Annotated in this window: 18 protein-coding genes; 8 read left to right on the top strand and 10 right to left on the bottom strand. The window is 66.6% G+C overall.

Features of this window, described 5'->3' with window-relative positions:
* Positions 1-186: 186 nt before the first annotated feature.
* The gene (locus ACNA7R_RS03865; RefSeq protein ID WP_416282228.1) at positions 187-1023 is read right to left on the bottom strand and encodes an alpha/beta fold hydrolase; all 837 of its coding nucleotides are present in this window, start codon (positions 1021-1023) and stop codon (positions 187-189) included.
* 106 nt (positions 1024-1129) lie between these two features.
* On the opposite strand from ACNA7R_RS03865, the gene ACNA7R_RS03860 reads away from it, so the two are divergent.
* Together ACNA7R_RS03860 and ACNA7R_RS03855 are read left to right on the top strand one after the other, a co-directional pair.
* Positions 1130-1357 (top strand): DUF5795 family protein, encoded by a 228-nt coding sequence (locus tag ACNA7R_RS03860; RefSeq protein WP_416282227.1) that lies wholly within the window; start codon positions 1130-1132, stop codon positions 1355-1357.
* Positions 1358-1585: 228 nt separating this feature from the next.
* Positions 1586-1999 (top strand): universal stress protein, encoded by a 414-nt coding sequence (locus ACNA7R_RS03855; RefSeq protein WP_416282226.1) that lies wholly within the window; start codon positions 1586-1588, stop codon positions 1997-1999.
* Here the strand turns inward: ACNA7R_RS03855 and ACNA7R_RS03850 are convergent.
* A complete protein-coding gene (locus ACNA7R_RS03850; protein WP_416282237.1) occupies positions 1996-3804 on the bottom strand; it encodes an SLC13 family permease in 1809 nt (602 codons plus the stop codon). The two genes, ACNA7R_RS03855 and ACNA7R_RS03850, sit on opposite strands and share 4 nt — an antisense overlap.
* Positions 3805-4040: 236 nt before the next feature.
* Entirely contained in the window at positions 4041-5663 is a 1623-nt protein-coding gene (locus tag ACNA7R_RS03845) for a hypothetical protein (RefSeq protein WP_416282225.1), read from the bottom strand.
* A gap of 385 nt (positions 5664-6048) precedes the next feature.
* Here ACNA7R_RS03845 and ACNA7R_RS03840 point away from each other — a divergent pair, with 385 nt between their 5' ends.
* The 3 genes from ACNA7R_RS03840 (at position 6049) to ACNA7R_RS03830 (ending at position 9392) form a co-directional block, all read left to right on the top strand.
* A complete protein-coding gene (locus tag ACNA7R_RS03840) occupies positions 6049-7218 on the top strand; it encodes a sugar phosphate nucleotidyltransferase (RefSeq protein WP_416282224.1) in 1170 nt (389 codons plus the stop codon).
* Positions 7218-9017 (top strand): glutamine--fructose-6-phosphate transaminase (isomerizing), encoded by a 1800-nt coding sequence (gene glmS, locus ACNA7R_RS03835; protein ID WP_416282223.1) that lies wholly within the window; start codon positions 7218-7220, stop codon positions 9015-9017. Before ACNA7R_RS03840 ends, glmS begins: the two co-directional genes overlap by 1 nt.
* A 189-nt stretch (positions 9018-9206) precedes the next feature.
* Complete coding sequence (locus ACNA7R_RS03830) at positions 9207-9392, top strand: hypothetical protein (protein ID WP_416282222.1); 186 nt, start codon at positions 9207-9209, stop codon at positions 9390-9392.
* Between the two features lie 205 nt (positions 9393-9597).
* On the opposite strand, the gene ACNA7R_RS03825 is transcribed toward ACNA7R_RS03830, so the two are convergent.
* The 3 genes from ACNA7R_RS03825 to ACNA7R_RS03815 form a co-directional block, all read right to left on the bottom strand.
* On the bottom strand, positions 9598-10164 hold the full coding sequence (locus tag ACNA7R_RS03825; RefSeq protein WP_416282221.1) for a metal-dependent hydrolase: 567 nt from the start codon (positions 10162-10164) through the stop codon (positions 9598-9600).
* 115 nt (positions 10165-10279) lie between these two features.
* Positions 10280-11482 (bottom strand): ABC transporter permease, encoded by a 1203-nt coding sequence (locus ACNA7R_RS03820; RefSeq protein ID WP_416282220.1) that lies wholly within the window; start codon positions 11480-11482, stop codon positions 10280-10282.
* Complete coding sequence (locus tag ACNA7R_RS03815; protein WP_416282219.1) at positions 11479-12696, bottom strand: FtsX-like permease family protein; 1218 nt, start codon at positions 12694-12696, stop codon at positions 11479-11481. Before ACNA7R_RS03815 ends, ACNA7R_RS03820 begins: the two co-directional genes overlap by 4 nt.
* 260 nt (positions 12697-12956) lie before the next feature.
* Between ACNA7R_RS03815 and ACNA7R_RS03810 the strand changes: the two genes are divergently transcribed.
* Positions 12957-13082, top strand: coding sequence for a hypothetical protein (locus ACNA7R_RS03810; RefSeq protein WP_416282218.1), 126 nt, complete (start codon positions 12957-12959; stop codon positions 13080-13082).
* Between the two features lie 40 nt (positions 13083-13122).
* Here ACNA7R_RS03810 and ACNA7R_RS03805 read toward each other — a convergent pair whose 3' ends face one another.
* Positions 13123-13830, bottom strand: a complete 708-nt coding sequence (locus tag ACNA7R_RS03805) for a DapH/DapD/GlmU-related protein (RefSeq protein WP_416282217.1) — start codon at positions 13828-13830, stop codon at positions 13123-13125.
* Between the two features lie 377 nt (positions 13831-14207).
* Here ACNA7R_RS03805 and ACNA7R_RS03800 point away from each other — a divergent pair, with 377 nt between their 5' ends.
* Positions 14208-15524 carry a polysaccharide deacetylase family protein gene (locus ACNA7R_RS03800; RefSeq protein WP_416282216.1) on the top strand — a complete coding sequence of 439 codons (1317 nt, stop codon included), beginning with the start codon at positions 14208-14210 and terminating at the stop codon, positions 15522-15524.
* Between the two features lie 73 nt (positions 15525-15597).
* Here ACNA7R_RS03800 and ACNA7R_RS03795 read toward each other — a convergent pair whose 3' ends face one another.
* The 3 genes from ACNA7R_RS03795 to ACNA7R_RS03785 form a co-directional block, all read right to left on the bottom strand.
* Entirely contained in the window at positions 15598-16794 is a 1197-nt protein-coding gene (locus ACNA7R_RS03795) for an MFS transporter (RefSeq protein WP_416282215.1), read from the bottom strand.
* Between the two features lie 442 nt (positions 16795-17236).
* On the bottom strand, positions 17237-18583 hold the full coding sequence (locus tag ACNA7R_RS03790; protein WP_416282214.1) for an orc1/cdc6 family replication initiation protein: 1347 nt from the start codon (positions 18581-18583) through the stop codon (positions 17237-17239).
* A gap of 803 nt (positions 18584-19386) precedes the next feature.
* Complete coding sequence (locus ACNA7R_RS03785) at positions 19387-19626, bottom strand: PRC-barrel domain-containing protein (protein WP_416282213.1); 240 nt, start codon at positions 19624-19626, stop codon at positions 19387-19389.
* A gap of 383 nt (positions 19627-20009) precedes the next feature.
* Here ACNA7R_RS03785 and ACNA7R_RS03780 point away from each other — a divergent pair, with 383 nt between their 5' ends.
* Complete coding sequence (locus ACNA7R_RS03780) at positions 20010-21008, top strand: sensor domain-containing protein (protein ID WP_416282212.1); 999 nt, start codon at positions 20010-20012, stop codon at positions 21006-21008.
* The last annotated feature ends 247 nt before the right edge of the window (positions 21009-21255 follow it).

The following is a 21255-nucleotide window of genomic DNA, read 5'->3' as shown; positions in this document are numbered from 1 at the left end:
TTGCCCTTCGACGAACCGATAGCGGAGGACCACGCGACCGAGATGCGCTCTGTACTCGGCAGGGCTTTGGCAACACTGCCGATAGCTGATAGAAGGTACGGCGGTAGGGTCGCGTTCCGACGTAGCAGTTCGGTCCGTTCGACTTCACAATCCGAACCGAATACGGAACCCGTCTCCCAACTCCCGCTAGCCCTCGAGGAACGACCGCAGCTCCTCGCGATAGGCCTCGGGGCGGTCCTCGGGAACCCAGTGGTTGGCCTCCTCGAGGCCGACGAGGTCGGCGCCGTCGATATCGCTCTCGAGGCGCTCGGCGTTCTCGATCGGCTGGAACTCGTCCTCGGCGCCCCACAGGAGGAGCGTGCGGGCGGTCACCTCGGCGGGATCGATCTCGGTCGTGTGGCTCGTGTTCGTTCCGATCGCGTTCCGGGACAGCGAGACCATCCCCGCCTCAGAGGCCCACTGGTCGACCATCCCCTCGACGAAGGCGTCGTCGGCGTCGTCGCCGTACAGCGTCCCGTAAAACACTGACTCGAGCGTATCGGTCAGCTCGTCGACGCTCATCCCCTCGATCGTCGAGGGCAGGCCGAGGTCGACGATCGTCTCGATCGGCCAGGAGTCGTAACAGACGGCGTTCGAGAGCACGAGCTCGTCGACCGCGTCGGGTTCGTGGACGGCGTAGCGCAGGCCGACCCCGCCCCCGAGGTCGTGGCCGACGAAGGAAACCGAGTCGAGACCGAGCTGGTCGAACAGGTCGGCGACCGCCTGCTCCTGGGCCCGAATCGAGCGGTCGAACCGGTCGTCCATCGTCGACTCGCCGTAGCCGACCATCTCGGGGACGATCACGCGGTAGTCGTCGGTGAACTCGGGCGCAACCCGCCGCCAGAGGTACGACGACGTCGGGATCCCGTGGAGGAAAACGAGGGGCTGACCCTCACCCTCGTCGGCGTACGCCATCTCGAGGTCGTGTCCGTCGACGGTCACCGTCGTCGACTCGAGTCGGTCGGTCCACTCCTTGCGGTTCATACTCGTGGCCCCACCGGCCGGCTCCATAGTGGTTCGCCCTGAACACGACGCCGCGATTCGCGCCGGCCGAGAAACGCTTAGGGGCGTCGGGGCCACACACTCGAGCGTGAGCGAAAATCGCGTCGTTCAGGGACGGATGGTCACGGCGAAGAAACTCGCGGAGCTGATCGAGGACGACTCCGTCATGGAGGCCGAGGCGATCGAAGACGCGGAGACGGACTGCCCCGAGTGTGGCGGCGACGTCCTCGAGGTCGGCTACATGCCCTCGGTCACCGAGTTCGTGACGGGACGGAAGTGTCAGGACTGCGACTGGAGCGAGACCGATCGGGACTGATACGGGTTGTTGTAACGATGTACCGGCGCAACCGCGGCCCGGGCGGCGGTCGCGCCGGAAATGACGTACAGTAAACCGTATGACTCCGCGGTTTTCCTCGAGCGACTCGCTGCACGGCGACAGCGTCAGCTCCGTGGTAGTCGTCGGCCTCAGAACGGATTTCCCGGCACGACGCGTCGGCAATGCGATAGCAGTGAGATATTTCTAACAGACCCTCGAAGAACGGGTATGTATCGCTCGATTTTGGTCGCAACGGATGATAGTCCCCCAGCAAAGCTGGCGATCGACCGGGCAATTACGATCGCCGATCGGTTCGATGCGTCCCTCCACGTCCTCTACGTGATCGATCAACGCCTTGGGCGGACGACCGCGACCAAAGACCCCTACAAACGGATCGGGACGGAGGCGTTACACACGGCCGAACAGGATGCGACCGAACGGGACGTTCGGACCACGACGAGCCTCGTCGAGGGCGACCCCGAAGATGCCATTCTCGAGTATGCCGCCGATCACGGCGTCGATCTGATCGTCCTCGGTGGAAAAAGCAAGTCGACTGCCGAACGGTTCTTCATCGGAACCACCGCGGAGAAAGTCGTGCGACACGCCGGTGTCTCGACTCTCGTCGTCCGCGAGGACGACTAGGGCTGGAGCCCCCAGAAGTACGCTATCCCGACCGCCGTTACGACGGTCAAAATAAGCTGGAGCGGAGCCCCGACGCGGAAGAAGTCCGTGAACTTGTACCCACCCGGGCCGTACACCATGAGGTTCGTCTGATACCCGATCGGGGAGAGCATCGACGTCGAGGCGGCGAACGTCACGGCGAGAACGAACGCGAACGCGTTCGCCCCGATCTGGGTGGCTGCCTCGATCGCGACCGGAATCATGAGCACGACACTCGCGTTGTTGCTTATGAGTTCCGTGATAAGGGCCGTCGCGAGATAGAACAGGCCGAGCACGATGATCGGCTCGAGGCTGCCGGAGTAGACGACGATAACGCTCGCGAGCCACTCCGCAGCGCCGGTTCGCTCCATCGCCACACCGAGCGGAATCAGTCCCGCCAACAGGAAGATCACGCTCCAGTCCACCGACGAGTACGCCTCGTTCGGTTTGACACAGCCCGTCGCGACCATCGCGACGATGCCGCCGAGCGCGCTCACCAGAATCGGCATCACTTCCAGCGCAGCGAGCGCGACGACGGTACCGACGATACCCAGCGCCACCGGAATTCGACTCTCCCGGAACTCCGGGCGCGTCAGTTCTCGAGCGAGGACGAAGTTTCGGTCGTTTCCGAACCGTTGTACCGTCTCGTCGGTCGCCTGTATCAACAGCGTGTCCCCGCCGCGGAGCTGGCGCTCGTCCATTCGGGCGTGGATCACCCGTCCGCCGCGCCGGATCGCGAGGACGGTCGCATCGTACCGCTGGCGGAAGTTCAGCGTCTCGAGTGTCTCACCGACGAGCGGGGTCTCCGGCGAAACGACGATCTCGACGAGACTCTGGTCTTCCTCGGGGTCGGCCCTCGTGGCCTCCACCTCGAGTTGTTCGTCGGTCACCTCCGCGTCCGGTGCGAGGTCGACCCCCTCGGTATCGACGAGGTCGAGAAGCGTCTCCCGATCCGTCCGTAAGACGAGGATGTCGTCGGGTCGAATCTCCTTGCGGGCGAGCGGCTCCGTGAATACCTGTTCGTCACGGACCAGTTGGACGATGTCCACGTCGAGATCGAGTTCGGTCAGGGCTTGATTGACCGTCTTCCCGGCCAGTGGCGAGTCCTCGCGGACGACGACCTCGGTGAGGTACTCGGCCATCTGGAAGCCCTCGATGAGTTCGTCGTCCATCTTGATTCGTTCGGGGATCAGCAATCGACCGACCGTTGCCATGTAGATCACGCCCGTCAGGAGAACGATTGCACCCAGCTGCGTGAATTCGAACATCGAGAAGGGCCGGTCGATGAGCCGTCCTGAGACGTCCGAAGCGAGGATGTTCGTCGAGGTACCGATGAGTGTCAACATCCCGCCCAGCATCGCTGCGTACGATACCGGGATGAGCAGCTTCGAGGGGGAGATCCCCGTCTTTTCCGAAATAGTGTTCACCATCGGAATCATGATGGCGACGACCGGCGTGTTGTTGATGAACCCGGCCGTCCCGCCGGAGAGTCCGAGGACGGCGAGTAGCTGTTTCAGCGGATCGTCGCCGAAGCGGTCGACGAGTTCCGCACCGATGATATTGATTAGCCCCGTGCGGCGGATGCCTTCGCTCAAGATGAACATTGCGAGAACGGTGATCGTCGCAGAACTGGAGAAGCCCCCGACGCCGGTTGAGGCGTCGATCTGGGTCCACGGCTCGAGCACGATCAGCAGGAACATGATGCCGATGGCCGTGATGTCGATCGGCACCGGCTCCGTAACGAAAAGAACGAGTGCAAGACCGATGATGGCGAAAACCAGCAACATCTCGGTCGTGAGCGGCGGAATCTCCCCCGTGGCCTGCAACAGGAATAAAAAGGCCATACTGTTCGAGAGGACAGTTCCCTCCGATAAAAATCCTGCTCACTCCGCAGGACTGGTGGTTCAGGAAATCGAACGTCGGAGAGCTACAGCGAGAACGCCCGCACTACCGGAGCGTCGTCGGCGACGGTCCGTTCACAGCGGGGGATCGAACGTTCGAACGGGAGTCGGGCGACTGCGTACTAGTGCGTCGTCTTTTTCTTTTCGTCCTTGCCGTCCTTTCGATCCCTCTTTTCATCCTTTCCGTCTTTTCGGTCCTTCTTGCCGTCCTTTCGGTCCTTCTTCCCCTTCTTTCCGTCTTTCTCCTCGCCGTCGCCCTCGCCGACCGCGCGCGCCTCCGTTAGCTGGACGTTCTGGTTCGCCTGGTAGTTCAGCTGTTCGGCCGTCGCCTCGCCGGAGTGGGTGGCGTAGGCGATGGCGCTGAACTGCTCGTTGACGTTCACTTGCTCGACGAACTGGTACTGCTCGATCTCGGCGGCAGCAGCCTCGAGGCCGACCTCGCTGTCGCCGTTCTCGTAGGACAGCGCCCAGGAGCCGTCGTCGTTGGCGGCGGCGCCGTTCAGCACCGTACACGCGCTGCAGCGTCCGTCGCTGACGTTCAGCGCCTCCGCGGAGGCCGCCTGCGCGTTGAAGTTGCCCTGGTAGCTCACCTGGCGAGCGGTCGCGTCGCTGTCCTTTTTGGCGAGTGCGATGGCGGCGTTCTGCAGGTTGATGTTCTCCTGGCCGACCCGCTGGACCTGTTCGATCGTCGCCGACGCGCCCTGACCGTTCGCCTGGTCCTTGCCGTCGTCCGTTCGCTTCACGGCGTCCTTCGGAAGTTCGCCCTCCATCTCGGCGCACTCGAGGACGTCGTCGGTCGACCGGAAGCCGAAGTCGATCGCCGTCGCGTCGGCGACCTGCTCGTTGACGTTGAGCTGGGAACTCAGCTGGTAGGCCTCCGCGAGGCTGCCCTTGCCGACGGCGATCGCGATGGCGATGCCCTGCTCGCTGACGTTGAGCTGGGAGACGTCCTGGGCCTGTTCGACCGACGCCTCGGCCTGTCGGTCGCCCTCGCCGATGTTCGCCGCCACGGCCTCGGCGTGCTGGTAGTTCTCATTGGCCTGCCAGCTGCGCTGGTAGGACCGGGCGCAGCTGCCCTTCTCCGCGACGGCCATCGCCGTGCTCTGGCTGTTGTAGTTGAACTGATCGACGGTCTGTTCCTGCTCGATCGTCGCGGTGGCGGACCCTCCGTTCTCGTAGGTGTCCTCCCTGGAGACCCAGCCGGAGAACGTCCGGCAGCCGGTCTCCTCGGCGAAGACGATGTACACCCGACCGGGATCGTAGAACCTCTCGTCTCTCGTCTCGTGCGTGACGTCTATCGACTCCGCGCTCGCGTCCTGGACGTTGACGTTGTCCTGCTCGGTCTCTTGGACGGCCGTCGCGTCGGCGCCGTCGATGGCGATGCTGACGGCGTTGCCCTGCTGGAGCACGTTGAGCTGGGAGACCTCCTGGTACTGGATGACGTTCGAGAAGGACTCCTCCCCGTCGCCGTTGATCTCGTCGCGGTGCTTGTCGATCCAGCCGTCGAGGTCCTTCTCCGAGGAGTCGGCACCGAAGACCAGGTACAGATCGTCACCCTTGACGTCGTGCGTCTTCGCTTCTTCCTCCGTCTCGTCGTCCTTCTTCTTCTCGTCGTCCTTGCCCGTATCCGCACGCGTACGGGTGCTTGCGACCGAAAGCGTCCCGACGCCGAGTCCGCCCGCCGCGAGTCCTTTGAGATATCCTCTCCGCTTCATCGTGCCGCGATTCGTGTTCTTTTCTGCCATAACGCAGTTGGACCGACGAGCATATCATACTCTGTAATTGACCGGCTTCCGGGAATAATTGGCCATCTAACGGGTGTTGCAGCGTCGCAACTGATCGAACGGACGGACAGGCCGCGGATAGTTATGTACCCGCAGTGACTATTCGGTGACTTCCGACGGCCGACTGGCGCTACAGGAAGTCCGCGACCACACTCCAGACGCCATCGCGAACCGCCGAACGAACCCGGGACGTGGACCGATCGGCGTCGTCGAATAGCGCGGGTGTGGTTGCCGCTGTGGCTCGGCCTCGAGTCTCACCGGGGGCGAGGAAGGTCGGAAACGCGAGGCAGTACGGGCGGAACGTCCAGTCGAAAGGAATAATAGCTGTTGCTAGCTGTCAGGAGACATGGGATACTCCGCAGTGGTGCTCGCGGCAGGGGAGGGGAAACGCCTTCGGCCGCTGACCACCCACCGGCCGAAGCCGATGCTTCCGGCGGCGACGAAACCGATCCTCGAGCACGTCTTCGACGCGCTGATCGACGCCGGCGTCACCGACATCACGGTCGTCGTCGGCTACCGCCGGACCCGGGTCCAGTCCGAGTTCGGCCCGAGCTATCGGAACGTTCCGCTGACCTACGTCACCCAGGACAAACAGCTCGGGAGCGGCCACGCGCTGCTTTCGGCCGAGCCGGCGATCGAGGGCTCGACGCTCGTCGTCAACGGCGATCAGCTGATCGACAGCCGGATCATCGAGGACGTCATCGCGGCCCACGACCGCGAGTCGGCGACGGCGACGCTCGGGCTGGTTCGTCGGGCCGACGTCACGCGGTACGGGGGCGTCCTCCTCGAGGACGGCGCGGTCACCGAAATCGTCGAGAACCCCCACGACGACCGCAGCTACCAGCTCAACGCGGGCGTCTACGCCTTCGAACCATCTATCTTCGAGGCGATTCGTCGGAGCGAGCCCCGCGACGGCGAACAGTCGCTGGTCGACGGGATCGCGACGCTGCTCGAGGCCGGCGAGGAGGTCCGGGGGGTCGTCTCGGAGGGGACCTGGATCGACGCCACCTACCCGTGGGATCTGTTGCGGATCGCCGACGACCTGCTCGAGGAGGGCGACGGACGTCGGATCGCCGCGAGCGCGTCGGTCCACGAGGACGCGACGGTGCTCGAGCCGGTCGTGATCGACGACGACTGCGTCGTCGGCCCCGGCGCGGTCGTCGGGCCGAACGTCTCTCTCGGCGAGAACGTCACGATCGGGTCGAACGCGACGGTCGAACGGTCGGTGCTCGACGCCGACACCCGCGTCGACAACGGCGCCACGCTTCGGGACTGCGTGACCGGGCGGGGGGTCGGAATCGGCCCGAACTCGACGGTCGTCGGCGGCCCGGGCGACGTCGAGATCGGCGACCGGATCCACCGGGAGACGATCCTCGGCGCGGTACTCGCCGATCACGTCCGCGACGTCGGCGGGGTAACCTACGAACCCGGCACGGTCGTCGGCCACAGCGCCGTCTGTCACGGCGGGTCGACCGTCGGCGGAACGATCGTCGCCGACGCGGAGGTGTGGAGCTGATGTGTGGAATCATCGGCTACGTCGGCACCGACCGCTCGGATGCGGCCGACGTGTTGCTCCACGGCCTCTCTCAGCTCGAGTACCGCGGCTACGACTCGGCGGGGATCGCGCTCGCCGACGGCAGACTCGACGTCCACAAGCGCCAGGGCGAGCTCTCGGCGCTCGAGAACGCGCTCGCGGGCGCCGAGATCGGAAACAAGACCACGGGAATCGGCCACACCCGCTGGAGCACCCACGGGCCGCCGTCGGATCGCAACGCCCACCCCCACACGGACGCCGAGAACCGGGTCGCGGTCGTCCACAACGGAATCATCGAGAACTACCAGAAGCTCCGTGACGAGCTGACGGCCGAGGGCGTCGAGTTCCGCAGCGAAACCGACACGGAAGTCATCCCCCACCTGATCGCCGGCTACCTCGAGGACGGGCTCGATCACGAGGCCGCGTTCCGCGCGGCGATCGACCGGCTCGAGGGGAGCTACGCCGTCGCGGCCGTCTTCGCGGGCTCGGAGACGGTGTACGCCGCGCGCCACGAGTCGCCGCTAGTACTGGGGATCGCCGACGACGGCACCTACCTCGCCAGCGACGTCCCCGCCTTCATCGAGTTCACCGATCGGGTCATCTACCTCGAGGACGGCGAGTTCGCCCGGCTCGAGGGCGACGAGATTTCGGTCACCGACAGCGAGGGGCGGCTCGTCGAGACCTCGATCGAGACGATCGAGTGGGACCCCGAGGACGCGGGCAAGAGCGGCTACGACCACTACATGCGAAAGGAGATCAACGAACAGCCGTCGGCGCTCCGGGACTGTTTCCGGGGTCGGCTCGACGAACTCAGCGGCCGGGTCACCCTGGAGGAGTTCGATGGGTTCGAGCTGACCCCGCCCGTGACGTTCGTCGCCTGTGGTACATCCTACCACGCGGCGCTGTTCGGCGCGCAGCTGTTCCGCGAGTGGGGCGTGCCGGCTCACGCCTACCTGGCCAGCGAGTTCGAGGCCGAGGCGATGCCGATCGACGCCGACTCGGTCGTCGTCGGCGTCACCCAGAGCGGCGAGACCGCCGACACCCTCCGGGCGCTTCGGGAGGCCAGCGCCGCCGGGGCGACGACGGTCGCCGTGACCAACGTCGTCGGGAGTTCGGCCGCCCGGGAGACCGACCGCGTCCTGTACATCCGGGCCGGCCCGGAGATCAGCGTCGCCGCGACGAAGACGTTCGCCTCCCAGCAGGCCGCGCTGACGATGCTCGCCGCCGCGCTGAGCGACCACCGCTCCCGGGAGCTGGTCCAGGAGCTGCGGGCGGTCCCCGACCGCATCCAGTCGGTCCTCGACGAGGACGCCGCTCGAGAGGTCGCCTCGACGTACGCCGACGCGGGCGCCTACTTCTTCATCGGCCGGGGGTACCACTACCCCGTCGCCCTCGAGGGCGCGCTGAAGATGAAGGAGATCACGTACAAACACGCCGAGGGCTTCGCGGCCGGCGAGCTCAAACACGGCCCGCTCGCGCTCGTCACCGAACAGACCCCGGTGTTCGCCATCGTCACCGGCGACGGCCGACGCGCCGAGAAGACCATCGGGAACGTCAAGGAAGTCGAAGCCCGGGGGACGCCGGTCGTCGCCGTCACGGACGGGAGATCGGAGGTCGGCCGCTACGCCGACCACGTCCTCGAGGTGCCGCCGGCCGGCGAGATCACGAGTTCGATGGTCGCGAACGTCCAGCTCCAGCGGGTCGCCTACTGGACGGCCCACGAGCTGGGTCGGTCGATCGACAAACCACGGAACCTGGCGAAAAGCGTCACCGTGGAGTAAGGGAACCGATCCCTCGCCCACAAAGTTTATCGTTCTAATATATAGAGTGGCTGTACGGAGTCGAGATGAACGCTCGAGTTCGGTGCGGCGCCACGGGCCGGGTAAGGGGTCGACGGCGACCCGGAGGGTCGGCTCGGGCGAAGCCTCACCCCGCGGGATCGGGACCGGTATTCGTCCGAGTGGGGTCGAATGACCGTCCTCGTTACGTTCACCGACGGTACCCGCAAGGAGTTCGAGACCGCCGAGAAACTCGAGTCGGGATGGCTCAGATGTACGCGTCCGCGAAGCGAGCCGCGGTCGGATCTGCCGGGCGAAACGACGACGAAGTACTATCGACTCGAGGCGCTCGACGCCGTCGAGCGGGACTCGACGTGAGCGTCGACACGGCCCGGGTCGGACATCGATCACACGGACGGCCGGTCCCCACCGGCCGGTGCCGGGACGGCTCGTGCCCTAACGGTCAGTCTCCGGCAATCGCATTCCCCGCAGTCACGTCGACCACCCGCACGGGGATAGTTCTGTCGGCCAGTTGAACTGCTTGAGAACGAGACACGCGACGAGCGGTGCGATCAGCCCGCGATCAGTTCGAGTCGGCCGTCGAACGGCCGGAAAGAATCCGCCCGAGCAGCGCCCGGATCGCCGCGAGTCCGGGGGAGCCGTTCCGGCGCCACACGACGAGCGCGACCGCCGCGAGGACGAACTCGAGGAGGAAGTACGGCTCGCCCAGCGACTCGAGGAGGAGGGCGGTCACCGACGGCGCACCCGATTCGTAGCTCTCGACCGGCGTGACGGGCCAGAGGAGGTGATTCGCACCGCCCCCACCCCACAGCGCCGGCACGGCGTCGACCATCGCGTGTGAGATCGCGCCGAGTCCGAACGCGAACCCGTACTCGGGGCGGCCGTACCGCCGCGCGAGGAGGTAGACGGCGATCGAGACGGGAAGCAGAACGAACAGGGAGTGAGCGAGGGTCCGTCCGGTCGGGAGCACCCCCAGATACCACGCCAGGGGTTTGTCGATCAGATCGGGAAACTGGGTGCCGACCAGAAGTGCGAGGACGGCGACCTCGCCCGGCGGGCGATCGAACCGGAGTCGGGTCGCGAGGGCGTAACAGAGATAGCCGATAGCTGCGTGTCCGAGCGGCCACATACGACTCGAGCGACGGGGGCGAGGCCTATAACGGACCTGATTCGTCCTGTCGGACGAAAGTCAGAGAACGTCCGGTCGTACGAGATCGGTGCGTGAGTCGTTTTGTCCGACAGTATCAGGACTCGAGAGTCTCCAGCACCGCCGATCGGCTCGCGTGCCAGCCGGTGACGACTGCGACGAGGACGCCGACGACGACGGCGACGGCAAAGCCGAGGACCGAGACCTCGAGGGGCGTCCGAACGAGCCGTTCGAAGCCGATGACGTTCGTCGAGAGGCGGTTCAGCCCCGCGGCGAGTACGGGCGTCGCGGCGACGCCGATCGCTCCGCCGAGGAGGCCGATGAGCGCCCCCTGAACGCCGATCGTCCCGGCCAGCAGCCGCCGCGAGAGGCCGAGCGCCCGCAGCGCCGCCAGCGTCTCGCGTTGCTGGTAGGCGACCAGCACGAACAGGTTGGCCGTCAGCGCGACGCCGCCGGCGATCGCCAGCCCGACGAGCGCGACCCCGCTCGCGACGACGAGAAGCCGGTCGCTCACCATCGCGGCGAACTGGTCGTCGGCGGTGCGGACGTCGTAGGCCGGATACTCCGCCCGAACGTCGTCGGCGAACGCCTCGCGGTCGACGCCGTCCTCGAGGTTGATCGTGACGAACGAGGCACGGCTCGAGCCGGCAGTGCCGGTCGTCGACTGGAGCTCCGGCAGGCGGAGCGTCGCAGTCTCGGTCCCCAAGAACTGCGAGTAGTACGAGCCGACGCCGGCGACGGTGTAGGCGTCGACATTCTGGCGGCTGGCGCCGACGTAGACGGGGTCGCCGACCCCGACGTCGAGTCGGGCTGCGGTAGCGGGGTCGAGCACGACGACGCTCGAGCGGAACTCTTCGTCCCCGTCGGCGGTCATCGCGCCGTCGAACCCGTCGCCGTCCTCGAACTCGAAGTGGCCGTGGGTGCCCTCGACGCCGACGGCAGGGATCGGCTCGACGGCGTCGGGGTCGGCGCCGAGGTAGACGTCGTGCATCGCGACCGTCGAGACGTCGCCGACGGCCTCGCGCTCGCGGAGGTCGGCCGCGACGGTCGCGGCGTCGACGACCTCGTTCTCGCCGCCGGCCGCGGGGCCGCCGGTGATCCAGATATCCCGGCCGGCGTCGTCGAACTGCTCCTGGCCGGTCTCGACGACTCCGACCCCGAGGCCGGCGAGCAGCGTCACCGAGAGCACCGCGAGCACGACCCCGCAGACGGCGAGCGCGGTCCGCCCAGGAGCGTGGCGTAACTGGGCGAGTCCGAGGCCGACAACGGCGCGAACCCGGGCCAGCGAGGCGCGGCTCACCGCCCCACCTCCGCCAGGACGTCCGTTCGAGCCGCGAGCGAGAGGGGGTACGGCAGGGCGAGCAGCGTCGAGACGAGGGCGACCGCCAGCGCATAGGGAGCCAGCAGCGGGTGCAGGGCCGCGACCGCCTCGGGAGCGACCGTCGCGGTCGCGAGCGCGTTCGTGAGCCGGATGCCGACGATTCCGAGACCGACACCCAGGAGAGCGCCGACGGTCGCGGTCGCGAGCGTGGTCGTCGCGACGACCGCCAGCCGGCTCGGCGTCGGAAAGCCGATCGCGCCCAGCGTCGCGAGCGTCCGGCGGTCGGCCTCGACCCGCATCCCCGCGGTGGTCGCGACCAGCAACGAACAGATCCCGAGTGCGACGACCAGCGCGAGGGCGCTCGTCGCGAGCGCGAGGCCGTCGCCGAACAGTGCCCGCACGTCGGGCGCTCCCTCGCCCTCGAGCGCGGCGTCGGGGTACGTCTCGGCTGCCCCCTCCCGGATCGCGTCTCCCTCGCCCCAGACCAGCACCTCGTCGGCCAGTCCGCTCCCCTCGGCGCCCGACAGCGACTGGAGCACCTCGAGGTGGACGAGCGCGACGGGCGCCTCGTCGCCGGATCCGTCCTCGACGGCGGCGACCGTCGTCGACCGGGTGTCGACGCCCTCGAGCGAGAGGGGGTCGCCCGGCTCGGCGCCGAGTTCGGCGGCGGCGGCCCTCGAGAGGACGATTCGGGCGTCACTCGAGCCAGCCGGCTCGAGATCGGCCGTCGGGAGCTCCGCCACGGTCGACGGCTCGTCGCCGGGAACGACGCCGACGAGCAGGAGGTACGCCGAACCGTCGGCGTCGGGGTGGTCGACCCGGATCGGCTCCCGGAGCACGGGCGAGGCGTGGTCGACCCCGTCTCGATCCGCGATCCGTTCGGCCCGATCCGGGCTCTCGCCCAGCCGGGGCGATTCGACGCCGGCGACCGAGCCGAGGAGATCGCCGTCGTCGGCGACGATCCGGGCGTCGGCGTCGTGGCCCGCCTCCCCGTCGTCGGCCAGCGCGAGCGCGACCCCGGTGACGAGCACGAGGTTCGCGACCGTCAGCGCCACGACGAGGATCGTCGCGAGGGTCCGTCCCCGCGCCGTCCTCGTCTGCGTTCGAACGAGCCCCACCGCGACCGCGAGCAGCCCCCACCATCGGCTCGAGCGCCGCGAGTCCGCGCCGGAGTCGTGATCCCGTCCTGACATCGGTGGCGGTCGAGGAAGCCGTCACCGCGTCGCGGTCGAGAGCGGCGATCGGTTCCCGTCCACGCCGAGAGAGTCGGGCACGTGTCATTGTTTGTGTCTCGTTACTTTCCGGCTGCTCGAACCGACGTTCCGTTCGACTCGCGGAACGGCAGTGGGTCGTTCCCCGGTACGGCTCTCGTTCCCCCGCGGCCGGTTCGTTCGAACCGACGACGCCGGGACGCCCGATAGACTTATCGTGCCAACTGTTGACAACCATGCCGATGGTCGGAAAGCTCATCGCCCTCCTGACGTTCGCCCTCCTGTTGCTCTTTCTGGCCGGCGCGCCCGTGATTGCCGAATTTACGGCTGCACAGCTGTGTGGCCCCCTCGAGTCGATCGAGTGCTGAACGGGCGGAGCGACGACCGCGGTCGCGACGCCGGGAGTCGCTAGTCGGTGGGCGCCGACCGAGCGAGCGGGACGTCCTCGGCACCGCCGAGGCTGCGCTCGAAGAACGCCCGGTTCTCGCGGATGCGCCGTTCGCTCCACTCCCACCACTCGAGTTCGAGCAGCCGGGATCTGATCTCCGGGGGAAACCGCCAGCCGATCCGCTCGGCCGGGACGCCCCCGACGATCGCGTAGGGCTCGACGTCCTTCGTGACGACCGCTCCCGCGCCGACGACGGCCCCGTCGCCGATCGTCACACCCGAGAGGATCGTCGCCCTCGTCCCGATCCAGACGTCGCTGCCGACCGAGATCGGGCCGTCGTCGGTCGACGGGAGCTCTCCGTCGAGGACCTCCTCGTAGAGCCGGATCTGTAGCGACGGCCGGTCGATCCGGTGGTTGGTCTGCTGGAACGTGCTCTCGCGGGCGATCGCACAGTAGCGGCCGATCTCGACCTCCCCGACGAGGTCGCAGTCGGGCTCGAGGTTCGTCCGTCGTCCGATGGTGACGTCGCCGTCGAGGATACAGCCCCGGCTCAGCCGAGCGTACGGACCGATCTCGACCCGACGACGGAGCAGACAGCCGATCGAGATCCGGGCCGAGGGAGCGATATCGAACTCGGCGGCGTCGAAGTACCGATCGAGGAGATCGTGGGTCACCGGCGGATAGCCGAGGGCGGAAGCCGCCCGTTCGACGATGGTATCGAGACTCATGTGCGTAGCTACCACCCAACGCAACTCTGTATATAGTTTGTCCGAGTATCGCGTAGAGTCATCGATCGAAACCGTTCGCAGCCCGCAGCTACCGAGGGTAGGCGGTACCTGCCTCCGTTTCGATTCGGGAACGAACCGACGGGGTCGAGCAGCCGGCGACTACCGCGATCCGGAGCCGACTCTCGCGCGCGGCGAGCGCTTCGGAGAGTCGATCGCTGACGGATCGGATCTATCGAGCCTTCACACCGAAGCTGACGGCCGAATCGAATCCGCCGAACGGTCCGGTTACCGTCACTATCGTCGCTGTAACACTGGTCGCGTAGCTGGGAGGTCGGTCCATAACAAACCGTGGGACGAGGGTGGTCTGGGGTGGACCAATGGACCGACGAACCTATCTCGTGACCGCGACGGGCGCAGTCGTGGCGCTTGCCGGCTGTTCGGAAATGGGCGGCCCGGGCGAGACCGACGACGACGAGGACCACGACGACGGCGCGGGCAACGGCGACGACGATCACGACGAGCCGGAAACGGACGACGGGGAAGAGGAGGAGGATGAAGAAGAAGAGACCGCGGACCGCGACCTCGTCGGCACCTACGACGACTTCGAGGACTTAGAGCCCTGGCGGGCGTTCCAGGACATCGGCGCGATCGAGGCCGACACGGAGCAGTACTACGACGGCTCGCAGTCGGCGCGACTCACGCCGGACTCCGAGGACGGTCAGGTCAGGGTGCGCCGCGAGACCGACGAGCCGATCGACGTTCGCGACGTGGCGCCGGGACTGGCCATGACCGCCTCCGACAGCGGGATGGTGTTGATCCAGCTGCAAGACGAGGACGGCGACTACGTCGAGTACAGCCAGCAGGTGATGGACAACATGCCGCTGGCGCGGCACAACTTCGGACTCACTCGCGTGCGCGGAGATCCAAACTTGGAGGAGATCATCGTTCTGCAGATCATCCGCTGGTTCGGTGAACCCGCTGACGAGGACGACGAGGCCGGCGAGGAGATGTGGGTCGACGACTTCCACTTCGTGCCGAAGCCCGACACCCCGAAGGTGATGTTGCAGTTCCACGGCGGCTACGAGACCCACTACGAGGAGGCCCTCCCCCGGGTCGCCCAGTACGACTTCCCGGCGACGACGTTCGTGCCGACCGACCGGCTCCGCGCGGACGCCGCCGTGCAGGGCGACCGACTCACCGAAGGACAGGTCGAGGAACTCGCCTCGAACGGGTGGACGATCGGCTGCCAGACCGCGAACGCGGCGCAGGCGGGCTCGATCGGCGAGGCCGGGGCCGAGGAACTCATCACCGGGCCCGCGGAGTGGCTCGAGGAAGAGGGGTACGACGACGACGGCCGGTTCTTCGCGTTCCCCGGCTCGCAGTACACCGAGGAGACCTACGAACTCGTCCAGGACAACTACGACCTGGCGTTCGCGGGCCAGACCCAGTCCCAGGGGTACGCCAGCAATCCCCACCTCTGCTCGGTGGTCTCGGGCCCCACCGGCGACGAGGGGGCGAGCCTCGTCGAGTGGACCGCCGAGATGGGCGGCATCACCTCGATCGGCTTCTACCAGCTCGAGGAGAGCGGGGCCATCGAGGGGCTCGAGTCGACGCTGGCCGCCCTCGAGGAGTACTCGGGGGAGGTCGACGTGATCACGCCCGGGGAGATGGCCGACGAGTACGTCGTCGAGTGACTCGCTCGAGCGTACGGCGATTGCGTCGCGGACGCGGTGGCGAACGGAAACGGACGCCAGCATGACGTCGCTCCTACTCCCGCGGCATCCGCAGCGTCAGCAGCGTTCCGAGCGCGATGATCAGCGCCAGCAGGAGGTAGCCGGCGTCGAAGTACCCCCGCTCGGCGATCACGCCGAAGACGACCGGACCCGACGCACCCAGAACCGAGGCGCTCGAGCGGATCACGCCCAGTCCCGTTCCCTGGATCTCCGGCGGGATGATCTCGGCGAGGTACGACTGCGTGATCGCGCCGGAGCCGAGCATCGTACTCGCGAGGACGGTGACCCCGACGAGCCCGACGAGCCCGTCGACGAACGGTAACAGCGCGAGGCCGACGATCGATCCCAGCAGGACCAGCGGGAGCGACCCCCGGAGCCCGATACGGTCGTAGGCCATCCCGGCGACCGGCTTGACGACGACGCCGACCGCGAAAAAGAGGCCGAACAGCACGCCGGCGACCGTCGAGGACAGCCCCTTCTGCTCGACGAGGTAGGTCGGATAAAAGGCCGAGAACGTCTGCCAGACGAAAATAAAGAGAAAGAGGATCACGCCCATGATCGCGAGGACGGGACTGCGGAGTTCGCCGACCACGTATCGGAGACTCTCGCTCGAGGCGTCGTCGCCGTCGGCGGGGTCGGGAGCCGGCAGCGTCAGCCAGATGACGACCGCGGTAACACAGAGGATCGGCAGGACGAAGCCCAGGCCGAGCCGCCAGGCGACCGCGACGGCGAGCACACTCGCGATCGGGGGTAACACGGTCTGGCCGATGTCGCCGGCCGCCATCGTGACGCCCAGGGCCCGTCCGATCCGATCGGGGTAGAGATCCGAGAGCGCGGTGATCCGGGCGATCGGATACTGCGAGAGCCCCAGACCGACGAGCGCCGTCGCCCCGAACAGGGTCGCGGCGGTCGGCGAGAGGAGGACGACGGTCACTCCGACGACGACCATCGAGACGCTCGCGGTCAGCACGGACCGTTCGCCGTGGCGGTCCGCCAGCATCCCTCCGGGGACCTGCCCGATCGCGTAGCCGAGCCAGATCAGCGTGACGAGCAGGCCGGCCGTCGAGAGCGTGAGATCGAACTCGGCGCTGAAGTAGGGCAGCAAGACGGGGTAGATCATCCGGGTGCCGTTCAGCAATCCCCAGCCGAGCGCGATGGCCAGCAGCGTCTTCCCGGTGCCGCCGGCCCACAGGCCCACCAGCTCGCGACGGATCGAATCCAGGCGACTCATTCGGCGTGTGCGTGGCAAGGCCGGTCCCGTTGAAACCGTTTTATTTCGAGGCGGCGGTTGCTGATTCCGGGTTTCGCTTCCCGTGGCCGGAGCGGCGAAGGCGGATCGATCGGCCCGCTCGAGTCGAGAACCGATCGGTCCGCTCGAACCGGCACTCCCCGTGTGCGAAGTGAAACGGTACCACGACAGATCTGAGTCACCCCCCGTGTGCGAGATGAATTATTCGGGTCGGGAACCGACCCGTCTGGCCGAAACCAGCGCAGCCGCCGATCGGATCTTCCGACACTCCGCGTGCGAAATGAATTAGCGGGGCCGACGGATCGGATCACGCCGGTATCGGCGTTTCGGGCCGCCCTCCCCGTGTGCGAGATGAAATCCCCTTCGGTGTCGTGAACTGGCGGCTCGAGTTCGAGCGACGAGCGAATCGTTACAACAGACCGTCTCAGGCTTCGTCGAAGAACTCGTCGATCTGTGCGTTGACGACGGACTGGATCAGTTCGTCCTCACCCTCGATCTCCTCGAGGCGGAAGTCGGCCTGCAGCGTCTCGGCGACGACGGCCGGATCGTCGACGAACGTGTACTCCTTGTGGACGCCGCTGCCGTAGCCCCGCCCTCGTTTCTCCGAGGTGATGAAGTTGTACGTCTCGGCCTCGGTCATGTATCGGAGGTAGGAGTCCCGGGACTTCTTGTCGGCGTCGAGTCGCTCGGTCAGGTACTGGTAGACTCGGTAGGCGACAGTGCTCGGGATCGCGTTCAGGTTCCGCTCGGCGTGGACCGGCACGATCGCGGTCGCGTACAGGGAGAGTTTCTTTTGGGTCGAGAGCCCCTGCATCTGGGTGAGGGTGCGATCGCGTTCGGCTTCCCGTTGAGCGTCGCGCACGTGATCCTCGAGGACCGTCTCCTCGCCCCGGCGGTTCGCGATCTCGCCGGCCTTCCGAAAGAGGTCGATCGCCTTCCGCGCGTCGCCGTGGTCCTGGGCGGCGAAGGCCGCGCTCAGGGGGATGATCCCGGCCTCGAGCACCCCGTCCTGGTAGGCGTCCCGTCTGCGGTCGAGGATCGCCTGGAGCTGGTTGGCGTCGTAATCCGAGAAGACGACGTCCTGCGGGTTGAAGGAGCTCTCGGCCCGGCCGTCGAGATCCTCCATGAAGCGGGGATCGTTCGTGAGCGCGGCGACGGAGACGTGGCCGTCGATCCGGCCGAGCTGGGAGGCCCGCGAGAGCTGGTACAGCAGCTTCGAGTAGGCGGGCTCGTCGTTGGGGTCGCGCTGGCGACCGACCAGGAGGTCGACCTCGTCGAGGATGATGATGACGGAGTCGAACTCCTCGCTCAACAGCTGGTACAGCCGGTTCAGCTTTCGGTCCGTCGAGACGCCGCTCTCGGGGACGCCGACCTCGACGCCGGCCGTCGTCGCGGTGTTCTCGACGAGGCGGTACACCGCCCGGTCGTGGGACTTGATCGTCTGGCAGTTGATCTGGATGACGCCGAAGCGATCGCCCTGGGCCTCCGCGAGCTCGACGACCTGCTCGCAGACGGCGTTGATGATCAGCGACTTTCCGGTTCCCGACGGGCCGTACAGCAACATGTTGGGCGGACGGTTCCCCTGAAGCGCGGGCCGGAGGTAGGTGATGATGTCCTCGAGCTGTTGATCCCGGCCGACGATCCGGTCCTCGTCGATGACGGCGTCCGGGTCGAGCAGTCCCCTGTCCCTGAACACCGACTGCTGGACGCCGTCCTGCAGCCGTCCCTTGATAGATTCCGAGAGGGAGTGGCGATCGTCGCCGTCGGTCATACCGTGTCACTCGCACCGACTTCATAAATACGTGACGAGTACCGCATGCGAGAGCAACGACGGTCGTACCGTCAGTTAGAGGGCCTGGGACAAGGACACAGGTATCGAGGTCCGAAACCGTGGGCGAAGTCAAATCGCCGTGAGCGAAGTCAAATCGGGCGGAGACACCCCGTGTGCGAGATGAATTCCGCGCCCGCGAGTTCCCAACCGCGGACGAAGGCAGCGTGACGGCTCGAGGGACGGGGAACGGTTACCCAGAAACGGTACTACCGCCACCTCGCACCGACTGGGTTGGATCCGCGCGAGTCTCGAGGGACGAACCGATGGGGAGTCGGGAGTCCGCGAACCCCCTCCCCCCGTGTGCGAAATGAAATCGGTACGAACGGGTGGGGGTGGTCGGGGAGGGGCAGAAGGGGGAAGCGACCCGAAAGCGGCGGAAGACGGCGGAAACGGCCCCGACGAAACGACCGAAGGCGTAGATCCGAGGAGCAGTCCTCTCCGAAGCCCTTCTAGTACCGGTGCTTTTATGTTGTGCCTATTAGAATAGAATCCGTACTGGATCCCGATCGGCTCGAGGAAACGAATCGATTCCGAGACCGATCGGTAAAGTCGATACACGCCCGGAAAATACGGTTTCCTCGCTCGACGAGCGAGCTCGAGCCGTCGCACGCTCGCGACCAGGACGGCCGTTCGTCCCCCCACCCCCGCTCACACGCCGGATTTCATTTCGCACACGGGGGGTGGGTCCAATCGGATGCTCCCTATAAGCGAGTCGATGATCCGTCGACCGCGATCGAACCGCTTCAATCCGAGCTGATGACGATCCTGTCGTCGATGTTCTCGACCCGCTCGAGGGGCAGCCGGAATCGGCCGTCGGCGTCGAGTTCGATTCGTGCCGGAAGCTGATCCTGCGGTTCGACGACCAGTTCGTCGATCGTCCCCGACTCCACGCCCATCGTGATGTTCTCGAGCGTGCCGAAGTCGGTGCCGTCGATACTGACGATGGTCTTCCCCTGAAGCTGTCGTGCCAAACAGGTTGCCATACCCGTCGTTTCGCGGACGTCTACTAAACACCGTGGGGTCGGTCACAGTTTTCGAGGATCGACGAGCGGAGCGCTCTCGAGCTATCGAACGGAAGGAAGGCCCCCGACGATCGGTCGGGGGGCACCACTGAACCACGATCGCGAACCAGCAACGGAATGTCGTCCACGCGGGAGACACCTGGGATGCGCTGCTGGTCACGAGATATCGTATTCGAGTACAAAAGTACCTCTCGGTTCGCGTCGGACGTCCGTCGTCGCGAACGGGCCGGTACTGCGGAGAGCGGACGACTCCGCGAATTCCCCGCATATAACCGTTGGGGACCGTGTGGCGACTCGCCAGCCCCGCCTTAGCTTACAGGTGGACGGCGCCCGTCGACTCGAGTATGACAGCGAACCACACCCGACGACGACTGCTCGGGGGACTGTCCGCCGCGGGGGCGGCGGCGCTGGCCGGCTGTACCGGATCGACGCCGTTCGTCGGTCGCCGACTCGAGGACGACCGGACGATCGATCCCGGCGACGCCGAGGCGATCGCGATCACCGGTTCGGTCGGCGATCTGACCGTCACCGGCGCCGACCGCGAGACGATTCGACTGGACCTCGAGAAACAGGCCAGTTCGGTCCGAACCGACCTCGAGGCGCTGCGCCTCGAGGCCGACCGGGTGGCGGACCGCCTCGAGATGGCGTCCCCGACGGCCGAGCGACTCGACCTCGGTGCCGACCGACTCCGCGGCGGGCTCCGACGATTCGTTTCGGTCCCCGTCCGACGGGAAACGTACCGCCGTCTGGCGTACCTGCTGCTCGCCGTTCCGCTCGGGATCGCGTACTTCGTCTTCCTCGTCGTCGGCCTCTCGGTCGGCGTCGGGCTCTCGATACTGGTCGTCGGACTCCCGATCCTGGTGCTCGTGCTGGGTGCGACGCTGCTTGCGGCCCAGCTCGAGCGCTGGCTCGTCACGCGCTTGCTCCCGGTCGAGATCGAGGGCAGGCGCGAACTCGAGGGGGACCGGCGCCGGGATCGAGCACTCGACCTGCTGACCGATCTCCGGACGTGGACGCCGTTCGTCTACCTCCCCTCCGTCTTTCTCCTCGGACTGGGCTCGTTCGTCGCCCTCACGACCGGGCTGTCGACGGCGCTGGCGATGCTCCTCGTGCCGCTGTACTACGATCAGCCGGGACTGTACGTGGGTGTCGTAACCGACCGGGCACCGGAGTTCCACCAGGCCGTCTACCTGGCGTGGAACCAGCTGCTGGTCGGGTTCGAAGCGGTCGTCACGGTCGGCTACTGGGAGATCACGACGCTCCCGCAGGCGCTTGTCGTCGCCGCTGGGGGGCTCCTGCTCGAGGGTGGGTACGACGTGACCACGCTGCTCGACTCTGCCTGACCGCGCCGACCACGTTCCCCCGCCCGTGGGATCTCGCTATCGAGGACTCGCCGCGTGCATCCGATTCTCGAGGCGATCGGAACTGGTTGTCACTCGCTTGCGGCAACCGAGTTACCGATAATAGGTACCTCAGCCGAGGTAGCTATGTTAGAATAGGTGTCTATTGTACCTGTCGCCGCCTCGGTCGAGAATCTGACGATTCGCCGGTCGCCGTCTCGAGGAAGCGAGCGATTCGCGAGATCGGGCG

Source organism: Natronococcus sp. (assembly GCF_047921035.1).
In the GTDB taxonomy this organism is placed as follows: Archaea; Halobacteriota; Halobacteria; order Halobacteriales; family Natrialbaceae; genus Natronococcus.
This window is presented reverse-complemented; position numbering and strand designations above follow the sequence as displayed.